Annotated in this window: 13 protein-coding genes and 2 pseudogenes; 12 read left to right on the top strand and 3 right to left on the bottom strand. The window is 53.1% G+C overall.

The features are described 5' to 3' along the window. Window positions 1–34: 34 nt before the first annotated feature. The 8 genes and pseudogenes from ubiE to hemB all read left to right on the top strand — a co-directional run bounded on the left by ubiE (window position 35) and on the right by hemB (window position 6,691). Window positions 35–790 (top strand): bifunctional demethylmenaquinone methyltransferase/2-methoxy-6-polyprenyl-1,4-benzoquinol methylase UbiE, encoded by a 756-nt coding sequence (gene ubiE, locus HP572_RS19010; protein ID WP_010283801.1) that lies wholly within the window; start codon window positions 35–37, stop codon window positions 788–790. A gap of 12 nt (window positions 791–802) precedes the next feature. Beyond that, window positions 803–1,427, top strand: a pseudogene (locus tag HP572_RS19005) (SCP2 domain-containing protein). After that, a pseudogene (ubiB, locus tag HP572_RS19000) lies at window positions 1,424–3,066 on the top strand (ubiquinone biosynthesis regulatory protein kinase UbiB). The pseudogenes HP572_RS19005 and ubiB overlap by 4 nt, the downstream one beginning before the upstream one ends. An 82-nt stretch (window positions 3,067–3,148) precedes the next feature. After that, window positions 3,149–3,409 (top strand): Sec-independent protein translocase subunit TatA, encoded by a 261-nt coding sequence (gene tatA / locus HP572_RS18995; RefSeq protein ID WP_039285211.1) that lies wholly within the window; start codon window positions 3,149–3,151, stop codon window positions 3,407–3,409. Window positions 3,410–3,412: 3 nt separating this feature from the next. Continuing rightward, on the top strand, window positions 3,413–4,006 hold the full coding sequence (gene tatB, locus HP572_RS18990) for a Sec-independent protein translocase protein TatB (protein ID WP_205552111.1): 594 nt from the start codon (window positions 3,413–3,415) through the stop codon (window positions 4,004–4,006). 3 nt (window positions 4,007–4,009) lie between these two features. Continuing rightward, complete coding sequence (tatC, locus tag HP572_RS18985) at window positions 4,010–4,762, top strand: Sec-independent protein translocase subunit TatC (RefSeq protein WP_205552113.1); 753 nt, start codon at window positions 4,010–4,012, stop codon at window positions 4,760–4,762. Between the two features lie 106 nt (window positions 4,763–4,868). After that, on the top strand, window positions 4,869–5,651 hold the full coding sequence (tatD, locus tag HP572_RS18980; protein ID WP_240584030.1) for a 3'-5' ssDNA/RNA exonuclease TatD: 783 nt from the start codon (window positions 4,869–4,871) through the stop codon (window positions 5,649–5,651). A 17-nt stretch (window positions 5,652–5,668) separates the two neighbouring features. Then, window positions 5,669–6,691, top strand: a complete 1,023-nt coding sequence (gene hemB, locus HP572_RS18975) for a porphobilinogen synthase (RefSeq protein WP_010283816.1) — start codon at window positions 5,669–5,671, stop codon at window positions 6,689–6,691. A 96-nt stretch (window positions 6,692–6,787) separates the two neighbouring features. On the opposite strand, the gene rfaH is transcribed toward hemB, so the two are convergent. Next, complete coding sequence (gene rfaH / locus HP572_RS18970) at window positions 6,788–7,276, bottom strand: transcription/translation regulatory transformer protein RfaH (protein ID WP_039364226.1); 489 nt, start codon at window positions 7,274–7,276, stop codon at window positions 6,788–6,790. A gap of 200 nt (window positions 7,277–7,476) precedes the next feature. Between rfaH and ubiD the strand changes: the two genes are divergently transcribed. Next, a complete protein-coding gene (ubiD, locus tag HP572_RS18965) occupies window positions 7,477–8,973 on the top strand; it encodes a 4-hydroxy-3-polyprenylbenzoate decarboxylase (RefSeq protein WP_095993129.1) in 1,497 nt (498 codons plus the stop codon). Between the two features lie 52 nt (window positions 8,974–9,025). Further along, entirely contained in the window at window positions 9,026–9,727 is a 702-nt protein-coding gene (gene fre, locus HP572_RS18960) for an NAD(P)H-flavin reductase (RefSeq protein WP_010283824.1), read from the top strand. Between the two features lie 97 nt (window positions 9,728–9,824). Here the strand turns inward: fre and fadA are convergent, their stop codons facing one another. Both fadA and fadB read right to left on the bottom strand, forming a co-directional pair. Next, the gene (gene fadA / locus HP572_RS18955) at window positions 9,825–10,988 is read right to left on the bottom strand and encodes an acetyl-CoA C-acyltransferase FadA (protein WP_240584029.1); all 1,164 of its coding nucleotides are present in this window, start codon (window positions 10,986–10,988) and stop codon (window positions 9,825–9,827) included. An 11-nt stretch (window positions 10,989–10,999) separates the two neighbouring features. Beyond that, window positions 11,000–13,189, bottom strand: coding sequence for a fatty acid oxidation complex subunit alpha FadB (fadB, locus tag HP572_RS18950; RefSeq protein WP_240584028.1), 2,190 nt, complete (start codon window positions 13,187–13,189; stop codon window positions 11,000–11,002). Between the two features lie 185 nt (window positions 13,190–13,374). Here fadB and pepQ point away from each other — a divergent pair, with 185 nt between their 5' ends. After that, window positions 13,375–14,706, top strand: a complete 1,332-nt coding sequence (gene pepQ, locus HP572_RS18945) for a Xaa-Pro dipeptidase (RefSeq protein ID WP_240584027.1) — start codon at window positions 13,375–13,377, stop codon at window positions 14,704–14,706. Beyond that, the gene (locus HP572_RS18940; protein ID WP_240584026.1) at window positions 14,706–15,317 is read left to right on the top strand and encodes an IMPACT family protein; all 612 of its coding nucleotides are present in this window, start codon (window positions 14,706–14,708) and stop codon (window positions 15,315–15,317) included. The genes pepQ and HP572_RS18940 overlap by 1 nt, the downstream gene beginning before the upstream one ends. Window positions 15,318–15,322: the final 5 nt, after the last annotated feature.

The raw sequence follows: 15,322 nt of genomic DNA, 5'->3' as shown, positions 1-15,322 counted from the left end.
ACCCGAAATTTGACTGAAATAGTAGGCGGATAAGATGGCAAGTGAGCAGGAGAAAACGGCCGACTTTGGTTTTCGGACTGTCGCTAGGGATGAAAAAGAAGTCATGGTGGCTGAGGTTTTTCATTCTGTAGCAGCAAAGTATGACTTGATGAATGACCTGATGTCCTTTGGTATCCACCGTGTCTGGAAGCGTTTCACTATCGAATGTAGTGGCGTAAGACGTAACCAGCGAGTTCTGGATCTTGCCGGAGGCACAGGGGATTTAACCGCCAAATTCTCCCGCATGGTTGGCGAAGGCGGTGAGGTCATTCTGGCGGACATCAACGCATCCATGCTGAAAGTGGGCCGCGAAAAACTGCGTAACAAAGGCATTATCGACAACATCAACTACGTGCAGGCCAATGCTGAAGCGCTGCCGTTCCCTGATGACTTCTTCGACTGCATTACTATCTCCTTTGGTCTGCGCAACGTGACGGACAAAAACAAAGCGCTGCGCTCAATGTACCGCGTGCTGAAGCCGGGTGGTCGCTTGCTGGTGCTGGAGTTTTCCAAGCCGATCATTAAACAGCTGAGCACCGTTTACGATGCGTATTCATTTCATATCCTGCCGAGGATTGGCGAAGCCGTGGCGAGTGATGCCGGGAGCTACCGCTATCTGGCGGAATCTATCCGCATGCACCCCGATCAGGAAACGCTGAAAGGGATGATGATCGATGCTGGTTTTGACAGTGTTAACTATTTCAACCTCACCGGTGGAATCGTTGCGCTGCATCGTGGGTTTAAATTCTGATTGGAAACGCCAATGCTGATAACGTCTTTTCTGACTGCTACGCTGGAAACCGCGCTGAATCAGCTGCTTTTTCACGATACGGTTTCTTGCGATCGCAGCATGAAGTCCGCTCGCCAGCGCTTACAGGGAAAAACACTCCAGATCGAGCTGGCTGAACTGGATATGCCCTTGGATGCTGGTGTTTAACGAACAGCGGCTGGACGTGATCAGCCAATGGGGCGAGCCAGCGGATTGCTGCCTGAAAACACGCGTTCCGGTTCTGATGAAATTACGCGATCGTCAACAGCTATCGTCGCTGATGCGCAGCGGCGAGCTGGTGATAGAAGGCGATATTCAAGTTGTTCAACAGTTCATCGTGCTAGTTGATCTGGCGGAGTTCGATCCGGCGGAGTGGTTGTCCCCCTATCTGGGCGATATTGTTGCTCAGGGGCTTACCCAAACGGCACAGAAAACCCTGAGTTTCCTGAGACGCTCATTACATCAGCAGCAACATTTCTTGTCTGAGACGCTAACGGAAGAGTGGCGACTGGCTCCGGGAAAACTCGAAAACGCCTGGTTCCATGAGGAAATTGTTGCGCTGGATAAATCCGCCGATACGTTGTCCGAACGGCTGGCGAAGCTGGAGGCTTTACGATGACGCCCAGTGAATTACGCCGCCTTTACGGCATTGTGCGTGTGCTGTTGAGTTATGGTCTGGACGAACTTATTCCTAAAATGCGTTTGACGCTACCGCTACGTGCGGGCCGTCGTCTGCTGTTCTGGTTACCCAATCGTCACCGCACTAAGCCTTTAGGGGAACGTCTGCGTTTGGCGCTTCAGGAACTGGGGCCCGTGTGGATTAAGTTCGGACAGATGATGTCTACACGCCGCGATCTGTTCCCACCGGCTATCGCCGATCAACTGGCGATGTTGCAGGATAAGGTTGAGCCGTTTGATGGCAAATTGGCGCGCGAGCAAATTGAGCTGTCGATGGGCGGAATCCCTCTTGAAGAGTGGTTTGATGATTTTGACATCAAACCGCTAGCTTCTGCCTCGATTGCACAGGTGCATACCGCATGCCTGAAAAGCACGGGGAAAGAGATCGTTATCAAGGTTATTCGCCCGGATATTTTGCCTGTCATCAAGGCGGATATGCGCCTGATGAAACGTCTGGCGGGGTGGTTGCCCCATTTGTTGCCGGATGGTCGTCGCCTGCGTCCGCGCGAAGTGGTGCTGGAATATGAAAAAACGCTGCTTGATGAGCTGAATTTGCTGCGAGAAGCGGCAAACGCTATCCAGCTGCGGCGTAATTTTGAGAACAGCCCGATGCTGTATGTGCCGGAAGTTTATTCGGATTACTGTAGCGAAGGCATGTTGGTGATGGAGCGAATCTACGGCATTCCTGTTTCTGATGTCGACGCGCTGACAGCCAATGGCACGGATATGAAGCTACTGGCAGAACGCGGCGTTCAGGTTTTCTTCACACAGGTGTTCCGCGACAGTTTCTTCCACGCGGATATGCATCCCGGCAATATCTTTATCAGCTACGAGCACCCGGAAGATCCGCAATACATCGGTATTGATTGCGGTATCGTTGGTTCGCTGAATAAAGAAGATAAGCGCTATCTGGCTGAGAATTTCATTGCCTTCTTCAACCGCGATTATCGCAAAGTTGCCGAACTGCATGTGGATTCGGGCTGGGTGCCTCCAGACACCAATGTTGCAGATTTTGAGTTTGCTATTCGTACGGTCTGTGAGCCGATCTTTGAGAAGCCGTTGGCAGAAATTTCGTTCGGCCATGTATTATTGAATCTGTTTAATACGGCGCGTCGCTTCAATATGGAAGTACAGCCTCAGCTAGTGCTGCTGCAAAAGACGCTGTTGTATGTCGAAGGCGTGGGTCGGCAGCTTTATCCGCAGCTCGACCTGTGGAAAACCGCCAAGCCGTTTCTGGAAAACTGGCTGAAACAACAGGTTGGTTTGCCCGCGGTTTTCCGTGCGCTCAAAGAAAAAGCACCGTTCTGGGCTGAAAAATTGCCGGAAGTCCCTGAATTATTTTATGACGGGTTACGTCAGCATAAGATGTTAAAGCAAAGCGTCGATCAGCTGGCTTATGAGTTGAAGACGCAGCAGTCTCGTCAAGGGCAGTCACGATATCTTTTGGGTATTGGCGCAACGCTGCTAATCAGTGGTAAACGTTGTTACTGATCAGCCGTGTTGAAGCCGATATGGTTCCCGCGGGGCTGATGGCAGCAGGAATTGTTGCCTGGATTATCGGCTGGCGTCGAACTCGTTGAAGCAGATCATGATGCACGCCAGAATTACCCGATATAATTACGGGAATTCTGTCGTTCCCCTTTTTGAAAAGAGGTAAATGTTATGGGTGGTATTAGTCTCTGGAACCTGTTGATTATCGCAGTCATCGTCATCTTACTGTTCGGAACCAACAAGCTGAGAACGCTGGGTTCGGACCTGGGTGCATCCATCAAAGGCTTTAAGAAAGCGATGGGTGACGATCAGCCATCTACTGGCGCAGACAAAACGCAGCCAGATGCCGATTTCTCTACCAAGTCTATCGCTGACAACCAATCGGACGTCAAGCCGGGCGAAACGAAGAGCCAGCATAAAGAGCAGGTGTAATCTGTGTTCGATATCGGTTTTGGTGAATTGCTATTGGTGATGGTTCTCGGCCTGATTGTTCTTGGGCCGGAGCGTTTGCCTGTGGCAGTCAGAACGGTTGCAAGCTGGATCAGGACGCTGCGTTCGCTGGCGTCTACGGTTCAGAATGAGCTGTCGCAGGAGCTGAAACTCCAGGAGTTTCAGGAAAGCCTGAAGAAAGTCGAAAAAGCCAGTTTGCAGAATCTGTCGCCTGAGTTGAAAGCCTCAATGGATGAACTCAAAGAAGCGGCAGAAGCGATGAAACGTGGCTATACCGAGACAGTGTCGCCGCAAAAGCCAGATGACCATCAAACGTCCGAAGGGAATCGCGCGACGGTGGAACCACAGCACAACACCCCGCTGAGCGATCCCGAAGCGGCCTACGATGGGGTGATTGAAGCGGAAACCGCAGTACGTCCGGCAGCCAGTCAGCCTAAACCTGAAAGCGCTACTGTGGCTGAACATCACCATGATGGTCACAACGCCGCGAGTGATGACGCTGTCAGCAGCGATAATGTCAAACCTGAGCAGTCCCAGTCTTCTGCTGTTTCTGCCCGTCAACCGAGTGATAGTCGTTAGTTTATGGCCGATGAAGAGACTCAACCGCTAATTAGCCACCTGATTGAGCTACGTAAGCGGCTACTGAACAGCATTATCTGTGTGCTGGCGGTATTTATTGCGCTGGTGTACTTTGCCAACGACATTTATCAACTGGTTTCCGCACCGCTCATTGAGCAATTACCTGTGGGTGCCAGCATGATCGCGACCGATGTCGCCTCACCTTTTTTCGCACCGATAAAACTGACGATGATTGTCTCAGTGTTTGTCGCTGCGCCGCTGGTGCTGTATCAAGTGTGGGCATTTGTGGCTCCAGCCCTGTATAAACACGAGCGTCGCTTAATGATGCCGCTGCTGGTCTCCAGCAGTCTGCTGTTTTATATGGGCATGGCGTTCGCGTACTTTGTTGTGTTCCCGCTGGCGTTTGGCTTTTTTGCGAAAACCGCCCCCGTTGGCGTGCTGATTGCGACGGACATCAATAACTACCTCGATTTTGTTATGGCGCTGTTCATGGCGTTCGGGATATCGTTTGAAGTGCCAGTTGCCATTGTGCTGCTCTGCTGGAGTGGTGTGGTGACGCCGGAAGAGCTGAAAAGAAAGCGCCCTTATATTTTGGTCGGCGCGTTCGTTGTCGGTATGTTGCTAACGCCACCGGATGTTTTCTCGCAGACGCTGCTGGCGATTCCCATGTATCTGCTGTTTGAAATCGGAGTCTTCTTCTCGCGGTTTTATGTTGGCAAAGGCCGACGCGCTGAAACCGAAGAGCCATCGCAGTAACGAACGGTTTCCTGCGGTAGGACGGTAAAATGACCTCTCTTTGAGAGGTCTTATTTTTTTATTCGCCGGCGTGAAATCGGCGAACGGTCACGGGCAGGTGAGAGTCATGTTTGATATCGGTGTCAACCTAACCAGTTCTCAGTTTGAAAAAGACAGGGAGCAGGTCGTCCTCCGGGCAAAGGAAGCGGGTGTCAGTGGCATCTTGATCACCGGAACAAACGCTCAGGAAAGCCATCAGGCCATGTTACTGGCGCAAGCCTATCCCAATTACTGTTGGTCAACGGCGGGCGTTCATCCGCATGATGCCAGCCAATGGAATGACGCTATTGCCGAACAGATTCATCATATGGCAAGCGCCGACTGCGTGGTTGCCATCGGCGAATGCGGGCTGGATTTCAACCGTAACTTTTCGACGCCAGAAGAGCAGGAACGGGCATTCAGTGCGCAGCTAGCGATAGCGGCCGAACTGTCCATGCCCGTTTTCCTTCACTGTCGTGATGCCCATTCTCGCTTTATCTCTCTGCTGACGCCGTGGTTGAGCCAGTTACCTGCCGCTGTCGTTCACTGTTTTACCGGCAATCGTCATGAGTTGGATGAGTGTCTGGCTGCGGGGCTGATGGTCGGCATTACCGGCTGGGTTTGCGATGAACGTCGCGGGCTTGAGCTGCGTGCCTTACTGCCGCATATTCCTGCCGATCGGCTGTTGGTGGAAACCGACGCACCTTATCTGTTACCCCGGGATTTACGCCCTAAACCGGCTTCCCGCCGTAACGAACCCTGTTATCTGCCTCATATTATTCGCCAGATTGCGGAGTGGCGTGGAGAAGATGCCACATGGTTGGGACAGACAACAGATGAAAATGCCCGCCGGGTATTCCGGCTGGCCTGATTCAGGAGAATAATGACATGAGCACTGCTTTTCCCGGCACTTTCCCCGGCCGACGTATGCGTCGCATTCGCCGCCATGATTTCAGCCGTCGTCTGGTTGCTGAAAATCAGCTGACGGTGAATGATTTGATTTATCCCGTTTTCGTGATGGAAGGGACAAATCATCGTCAGGAAGTTCCCTCAATGCCGGGGGTATACCGGATGACTATCGACGTGCTTCTGAAAGAAGCCGAAGAGATCGCTAAGCTAGGCGTTCCGGTACTGTCGCTGTTCCCCGTTATTGAAGCGGATAAGAAATCGTTATATGCCGAAGAAGCCTATAACCCAGATGGTCTGGTTCCTCGCACAATCCGCGCGTTGAAAGACGCGGTCCCAGAACTGGGTTTGCTGACGGATGTGGCGCTCGATCCCTACACCACGCACGGGCAGGACGGGATTATCGATGCGGATGGCTATGTGATTAACGACGTTACCAAGGAGATTTTGGTGCGTCAGGCGCTGTCCCACGCAGAAGCCGGAGCCGAAATTATTGCGCCTAGCGACATGATGGACGGTCGCATCGGTGCTATTCGCGACACCCTTGAAGCGCAAAACCTGATCAACACCCAGATCATGGCGTACTCGGCTAAGTATGCGTCGTGCTATTACGGGCCTTTCCGTGACGCCGTGGGCTCAGCGGGCAATCTCAAAGGTGGCAACAAGAAAACCTACCAGATGGACCCGGCCAACAGCGATGAAGCCTTGCAAGAAATTGCGCAGGATTTGCAGGAAGGTGCGGATATGGTGATGGTTAAACCGGGGATGCCTTATCTGGACGTGGTGCGTCGCGTCAAAGACACCTTCGGCGTGCCGACGTTTGCTTATCAGGTATCTGGTGAGTATGCGATGCACATGGCGGCGATTCAGAATGGCTGGTTGCAAGAACAACCGGTGGTGATGGAGTCTCTGCTGTGCTTTAAACGCGCGGGTGCCGATGGGGTGCTGACCTATTTTGCTAAGCGTGTCGCACAGTGGTTGCACGATCAGCATATGCAGCGCTAAGCTTGTTCTCATCCGGCGCGCTGTAAACGCGCCGGGTAGGGCAAACAGACAAGGAAGGTCGGACTACGTTTTTCGAAGGGCTATGTTTTCAACGGATTAGGCTTTGCGAAACTCGCGGTTATCAATGCTCTGTCTGACCTGTTTATTCAACATATTCAGCAACAGCATTGAGCGGGCTTCGCCGTCAGGTTCGGTGTAAATAGCCTGAAGACCAGAGAAAATACCATCGGTAATGACCACGCTATCGCCGGGCTGTGGCGTCAGTGGGTCAATGATTCCCTGAATAGGGCGAAGTGACAATTCATCGATAACCTGCTGCGGAATGGTCGCAGGCAGTGCACCGAATCGCACAAAGTTGCTCACCCCACGCGTCGCGCTGATGGTGGTGGTGTGGATGCGTTCGGGGTCGAACTCCACAAACAGGTAGTTCGGGAACAGCGGCTCACACACTTCCGTTCGTTTACCACGAACGATCTTATCCAGCGTGATCATCGGGCTCACGCAGGTGACATCCTGACGTTCCAGATGCTCTTTCGCTCGCAGCAGTTGACCACGTTTACAATACAGTAAGTACCAGGCTTCCATAATTTCGCAGACTTATGATTCCGACGAGCAAGCATAACAAAAGCGAGCACGGATAAAAAATTTTCGGCAGATATTTTTGTTACCACATTTTGGCGATCGGATTCTTGATAGTGAGCAGATTCTTACCATAAATAGGCGCTGCGGGAAGCGACAGGTTGGCGAAGAGACTTTATAATAGCCAGAACGATAGACTGCCCCCGATGAATAGCATGAAATACCGTGACTTACGCGAATTCCTCTCACTGCTGGAAGAGAGAGGGGAGTTGAAACGCATTACCCAGCCCATCGATCCCTACCTTGAAATGACGGAAATTGCCGACCGAACGCTGCGTGCGGAAGGCCCTGCGCTCCTGTTTGAAAACCCCAAAGGCTATGACATGCCAGTGCTGTGCAATTTATTTGGCACGCCGAAACGTGTTGCGTTGGGAATGGGGCAGGAAGACGTCAGCGCATTGCGTGAGGTGGGCAAGCTGTTGGCGTTTCTGAAAGAGCCGGAGCCGCCCAAAGGGTTTCGCGATCTGGTAGATAAAATGCCGAAGTTCCGTCAGGTACTGAATATGCCGACGAAACGCCTGTCTTCTGCGCCGTGTCAGGAACAGATTTGGCAGGGGGATGACGTTGACCTGCGCCGGATTCCGGTGATGCAGTGCTGGCCGGAAGATGCCGCACCGCTGATTACCTGGGGGCTCACCGTAACGCGCGGGCCGCATAAAGAACGGCAGAATCTGGGGATCTATCGCCAGCAGGTGCTGGGTAAAAACAAACTGATCATGCGCTGGCTATCTCATCGCGGCGGCGCACTGGATTTTCAGGAGTGGTGTCAGGAAAATCCTGGGCAGCGATTTCCCGTGTCTGTCGCATTGGGCGCTGACCCTGCGACGATCCTCGGTGCGGTGACGCCTGTCCCTGATACGCTATCGGAGTATGCCTTTGCGGGTTTGCTGCGCGGGCATAAGACTGAAGTGGTGAAATGTCTATCGAACGATTTGGAAGTTCCCGCCAGTGCGGAAATTGTTCTGGAGGGCTATATTGAACCGGGAGAAATGGCAGCGGAAGGGCCGTATGGCGACCATACTGGCTATTATAATGAAGTCGACCATTTCCCGGTCTTTACCGTCACGCATATTACTCAGCGCCAGAATGCCATTTATCACTCGACTTATACTGGCCGGCCACCGGACGAACCTGCTGTTTTGGGCGTGGCGTTGAACGAAGTTTTCGTGCCGATCCTGCAAAAGCAGTTTCCTGAGATTGTTGATTTTTATTTGCCACCGGAGGGTTGCTCTTACCGTCTGGCGGTCGTTACCATGAAGAAACAGTATCCGGGCCATGCTAAACGCGTCATGATGGGCGTTTGGTCTTTTTTACGCCAGTTCATGTATACGAAATTTGTCATTGTCTGCGATGATGACGTTAATGCGCGTGACTGGAACGACGTCATATGGGCGATCACGACGCGTATGGATCCGGCGCGCGATACGGTATTAGTAGAAAATACGCCGATAGATTACCTTGATTTTGCCTCGCCGATTTCTGGCCTTGGCTCCAAAATGGGTCTGGACGCCACCAATAAATGGCCTGGCGAGACGCAGCGCGAGTGGGGTCGCCCCATCAAGAAAGACCCACAGGTTTGTGCCCGTATTGATGAAATATGGGATGAACTGGCCATTTTTAGTGACAGAGAGCCTCGGCGTTAAGGGCTGCTGCTCTGTTCTCAGTTTTGCTTTTATGACCCTATAGAGGGAATGCATGACAACATTGAGCTGTAAAGTGACTTCGGTCGAAGCCATAACCGATACGGTTTATCGCGTTCGTTTGTTACCTGAAGCGCCGTTTTCCTTTCGGGCTGGCCAGTATTTGATGGTGGTGATGGGCGATCGAGATAAACGTCCTTTTTCACTGGCATCAACCCCGATGGATAAAAACTTTATTGAGTTGCACATTGGGGCGTCCGAACTGAATCTTTACGCGATGGCCGTGATGGAACGCATTCATAAGGAAAAATCCCTGACGGTCGATATCCCGCACGGCGAAGCCTGGCTGCGGGAAGAGAGCACGCGCCCTTTGGTGTTGATCGCGGGCGGAACCGGATTTTCGTATGTGCGTTCTATTCTGCTGACCGCGCTGGCGCAGCAACCCGAGCGCGATATCGCTATTTACTGGGGTGGACGTGAATCCCAGCATCTGTATGACTTAACCGAGCTTGAAGGCTTTGCGGCCAAGCACCCGAACCTGCGCGTAGTGCCGGTAGTCGAGCAGCCGGAAGCTGGATGGGATGGCAGAACGGGGACCGTTCTGAGTGCGGTATTACAGGATTACGGCTCACTGGCAGAGCAGGATATCTATATTGCCGGTCGCTTTGAAATGGCGAAAATTGCACGTGAGCGTTTTTGTAACGAGCGCGGCGCGCTGACAGCACATATGTTCAGCGATGCGTTTTCGTTTATTTAAAGCCGTCGATAGCAGTAAGACATAAGCAGTAAAATAAAAATCCCACGGCTGTGGGATTTTTGGTTTCTAGTCGTGCTCTGCCAGAGCTTTCCTGTGTTTAGGCGCGCTCAAATACTGTCGCAATGCCTTGTCCCAGCCCGATGCACATCGTCGCCACGCCAAATTGAACGTCGCGGCTTTCCATCAAATTAATCAACGTAGTAGAGATGCGTGCGCCTGAGCAGCCAAGCGGGTGACCCAGCGCAATCGCACCGCCATTGAGATTGACCTTTTCATCCAACTGTTCCAGCAGCCCCAGATCTTTAATACAGGGTAGCGTCTGGGCGGCAAATGCTTCATTCAGTTCAAAGAGGCCAATATCGGCCAGACTGAGTCCTGCCCGTTTCAACGCCAGTTTGGTCGCTGGGACGGGGCCGTAACCCATAATCGAAGGATCGCAGCCAACGACGGCCATCGCCCGAATGCGAGCCCGTACGGGTAAGCCTAATGATGCCGCGCGGGATTCGCTCATGATCAACATGGCTGCGGCGCCATCTGACAACGCCGAGGATGATGCGGCTGTCACCGTACCGTTAACCGGATCGAATGCCGGTTTGAGTGTGGCAAGGCTATCGACGGTGGTGTCCGGGCGAATGACCTCGTCATAATCGAAGCGTTGCAATGTGCCGTCTGCGTCATGTCCCGCCGTGGGGACGATTTCATGGCGGAATGCTCCTGACTGGGTGGCGCTGTGGGCGCGTTGGTGTGAGCGCGCGGCGAACTGATCCTGCATCTCACGACCAATATTGTGCATACGCGCCAGCATCTCAGCCGTCAGCCCCATCATACCTGCAGCCTTCGCCGTGGTGCGACTCAGTCCCGGATGAAAATCGACGCCATGATTCATCGGCACATGCCCCATATGCTCGACGCCGCCAATTAAGCAGACATTTGCGTCGCCCACCATAATGGCACGGGCGGCATCGTGGAGCGCCTGCATGGAGGAACCGCACAGCCGATTAACCGTGGTCGCAGGGACATTCATCGGAATTTCTGCCAGCAACGCGGCATTACGGGCTACGTTGAAGCCTTGCTCCAGCGTTTGCTGCACACATCCCCAATAGATATCGTCGATCTCACGGGCGTCCAGCGCCGCGTTACGGCTGAATAGGCTACGCATCAGGTGTGCGGACAGGTCTTCGGCTCTCACCTGACGGAAGGCACCACCTTTGGAGCGTCCCATCGGCGTACGTACGGCATCAACAATCACTACCTTTTCCATATTTCCTGTCCTCATGCCGGTTGACCGTAAGAAACGTCCGCGTGTGGCGCGACCGATGGGTAATAGCCTTCATTGCTTTTGGCTTTTTGCTGCAAGCCGTCTGGCACCTGATAGATGGCGCCGAGGTGAGCCAACTGCTGTGCCATCTCGACATAGCGTTCGCTACCTAAGGTATCCAGATAGCGACAGGCGCCGCCGTGGAAGGGAGGGAAACCTAAGCCGTATACCAGCGCCATGTCCGCTTCGGCGGGGCTGGCGACGATACCTTCTTCCAGACAGCGCGCGACTTCGTTAATCATCGGGATCATCATGCGAGCGATAATCTCTTCTGCGCTGAACGTTTTTTTCGGCTGGCTGATGTCCTGAAGGATCGCATCTACAGCCTCATCCTGTTCTTTACGTAGCTTCCCCTTGCTATCGGTTTGATAACGGTAGAAGCCGTGACCATTCTTCTGTCCGAAACGCTGGTGTTCAAACAGCACATCAATCGCATCGCGATAGTCTTTCGCCATGCGCTGTGGGAAGCCCTCTGCCATCACGGCCTGAGCGTGGTGAGCGGTATCAATACCGACAACGTCCAGTAGATAGGCCGGACCCATCGGCCAGCCGAATTTTTTCTCCATGACGTTATCGATATCGCGGAAATCGGCACCGTCTCTGAGCAATAGGCTGAACGCAGCAAAGTAGGGGAACAGCACCCGATTCACGAAGAATCCGGGGCAGTCGTTCACGACTATCGGCGTTTTGCCCATCTTGCTGGCGTAAGCCACCACGCTGGCGATGGTGCTGTCGCTGGTTTGAGGGCCGCGAATAATTTCGACTAGTGGCATGCGGTGTACCGGGTTGAAGAAGTGCATCCCGCAGAAATTTTGCGGTCGTTTGAGCGATGCAGCCAGTGAAGCAATCGGGATTGTTGAGGTATTCGAGGCCAGAATCGTATTCTCACTCACGTGCGATTCGGTTTCTGCCAACACGCTGGCCTTAATTTTCGGGTTCTCAACCACGGCCTCAACGACGATGTCAGTGCGCTCGAACCCGGCGTAATCCAGCGTTGGCTGAATACTGGCCAGAATCGTCGCCATTTTCATTCCGTCCAGCTTGCCGCGCTCCATTTGTTTATTCAGGAGCTTAGCTGCTTCATTCATCCCCAGCGCGAGCGGCTTCTCGTTGATATCTTTCATCCGAATCGGCACGCCTTTGAATGCAGATTGATAGGCAATGCCGCCGCCCATAATACCGGCCCCCAGCACGGCGGCCTGCTTCGGTACGGATGTCTCGCCAATCAGCTTCTTCGCTTTGCCTTTAACATATTGGTCGTTGAGGAAAATGCCAACGAGTGCGCGAGCTTCGTTTGAACGCGCCAGTTGAACGAAGTGTTGCGTCTCAAGCTGCAATGCGTCGTCGCGCGTCATGGTTGCGGCGGCTTCGATGGTTTTTACCGCTAACATCGGTGCCGGATAGTGCTTACCCGCAGTTTGTAGCACCATCGCTTTAGCGGTGGTAAAGCTCATCATGGCTTCGATCTTATTGAGCTTCAGCGGTTCAAGTTTCGGACGTCGGTAAGCCTGCCAGTCCAGTGAGCCGTTAATCGCCTGTTTCAACATCTTGATGGCGGCGGGAACCAGCTTGTCATTGGCGACAACGGCCTGCACCAGCCCCACTTTTAAGGCATCGGCTGCACCGATGTCTTTGCCTGCGGCGATAATCTCCAGCGCGCTGTCCGCACCCAGTAGGCGCGGCAGCCTGACTGTGCCGCCAAAGCCCGGCATGATCCCCAATTTGGTCTCAGGCAATCCGATACGGGCATCCGTCGTCGCTAAACGAAAGTCGGTTGCCAGCACACATTCACACCCGCCACCCAACGCATAGCTATTAATCGCGGACAGCGTGGGAACGGGCAAATCTTCAAGGCGGCTGAAAATACGGTTGGCGAAGACAAGCCATTCATGCAGCTTTTCAGCCGGTGCGGCAAAAAGAGAAAGGAATTCTGTGATATCGGCACCGACAATAAATGCCGGTTTATCAGAACGTAGCAGTAAGCCCTTCAGGTTCGGCTGTTCTGCCAGAACGTCCAGCGCTTTACCCAGGCTGGCAACCGTGCGGGTATCTAGCTTGTTTACGGAGCCAGGGGCAGAAAATACCAGCTCGGCAATGCCGTCCTCAAGCCAGTTAAGGTAGAGGGATTCACCTTGATAAAGCATGTTTATCTCCGCTGTTTGTGTGAGTGATCTGGTATGACCAGATAATCGAATTGTGGTTTTAATGTTAACGTTTTGCAAACGAGAGATTAATTTTTTGCCGAATCGATCACAAAGCACCGGACGCTGCCCTTGGGGAATGCCTGTGTTAAAATGGAGAGATCATGTCGTGACGTACAAGGATACTCATGGAAAAGCTGGCTTCTTTATATCATCACCATCTGGCTACGCTGCAAGCGCGTGCTCAGACGGTTTTAGCGCGCCATCAGCTTGACGCATTACTGATTCACTCTGGTGAGCTGTTGACCGTTTTTCTGGACGATCACGACTATCCTTTTAAAGTTAACCCGCAATTTAAAGCCTGGGTGCCCGTCACGCAGGTGCCGAACTGTTGGCTATGGGTTGACGGCGTTAATCCGCCGAAGCTGTGGTTCTACTCGCCGGTGGATTACTGGCATAACGTTGCGCCCGTCCCCGAGAGTTTTTGGACTGAAGACATCGATATTACCGTGCTACGGAATGCCGATGATATTGGGCAACTGCTTCCCTCGCAGCGTGAGCGTGTTGCCTATATCGGCTATGCCCCGCAGCGTGCACAGGATTTGGGGATTCGTGCAGACAATATTAACCCTCAGGGCGTGCTGGATTATCTGCATTACCATCGGGCTTATAAAACCAATTACGAGCTGGCCTGCATGCGTGAAGCGCAGAAGACTGCCGTTATTGGTCATCGGGCGGCGCATGAAGCGTTCCTGTCCGGGATGAGCGAATTTGATATTAATCTGGCGTATCTGACGGCCACCGGTCATCGGGATATCGATGTTCCTTACGGTAATATCATTGCGCTAAATGAGCACGCCGCGGTGTTGCACTATACCCAGCTCGATCACCAGGTGCCTTCCGATGTCCGCAGCTTCCTGATTGACGCGGGTGCGGAATATAACGGCTATGCCGCCGATCTTACGCGTACCTATTCCGCACAGAGCGATGGCGCGTTTGCTCTGCTGATTAAAGATCTCAATCAGGAAATGCTTTCATTGATTGATACCGTTAAGACGGGCGTGCGTTATACCGATTACCATCTTCAGATGCATCAGCGGATTGCGAAGCTGCTGAAATCACATCAACTGGTGCGGGATATCAGCGAAGAGGCCATGGTGGAGCAGGGGATGACATCGCCTTTCCTGCCGCACGGTCTTGGCCACCCGCTGGGCTTGCAGGTGCATGATGTCGCCGGATTTATGCAAGACGATTGCGGCACACATCTGGCGGCACCGTCGCATCATCCTTATCTGCGTTGTACTCGCGTGCTTGAACCGGGCATGGTCATGACGATCGAACCGGGCATCTATTTCATCGAATCCTTGCTTGCTCCGTGGCGTGAGGGAGAATTGAGTCAGCACTTTGACTGGCAAAAAATCGATGCGTTGAAACCGTTTGGTGGTATCCGTATCGAGGATAATATTGTCATTCATGACGGGCGCGTGGAGAACATGACGCGCGACCTGAATCTGGCCTGATGCAAGCGTATCCCATTCCTGCTGCGCCAGTGAGCTTCAGCGAGGAGATCAAGAAAAGCCGCTTTACGACGATCCTGGCGGCAACGCCAGGAATCGACGCGGCGAAAGCGTTTATCCAGCATGTCAGGGAAGAGCATGCTTCGGCGGGTCACCACTGTTGGGCGTTTGTTGCGGGTGCGCCTGACGATTCCCAGCAGCTTGGTTTTTCTGACGATGGCGAGCCTTCCGGCACGGCGGGTAAGCCGATGCTGTCGCAACTGATGGGAAGCGGTATTGGTGAGATTACGGCCGTGGTCGTACGCTACTATGGCGGAATCCCGCTGGGCACGGGTGGGTTAGTGAAGGCGTATGGTGGTGGTGTTCAGCAAGCGTTGAAGCTGCTATCGCTGCAAGAGAAAGTATTGCAACAAGAGTATGGCTTACAATGTGACTATGCACTGTTGCCCCAGGTGGAATCCCTGATCTTCCAGCTTGGTGGAAAAGTTCTGCATAGTGAGTATGGCGTGGACGTCGTATTGCGCTTCTCTATCCCCGTTAGGGGAACCGAGGAGGCGGCAATGAAATTACGTGATTTAAGCCGCGGCGCGTTGCATTTATTGCCGATTCCATAATAATC

Source organism: Pectobacterium sp. PL64 (assembly GCF_022477975.1).
Taxonomy (GTDB): Bacteria; Pseudomonadota; Gammaproteobacteria; order Enterobacterales; family Enterobacteriaceae; genus Pectobacterium; species Pectobacterium jejuense.
This window is presented reverse-complemented; position numbering and strand designations above follow the sequence as displayed.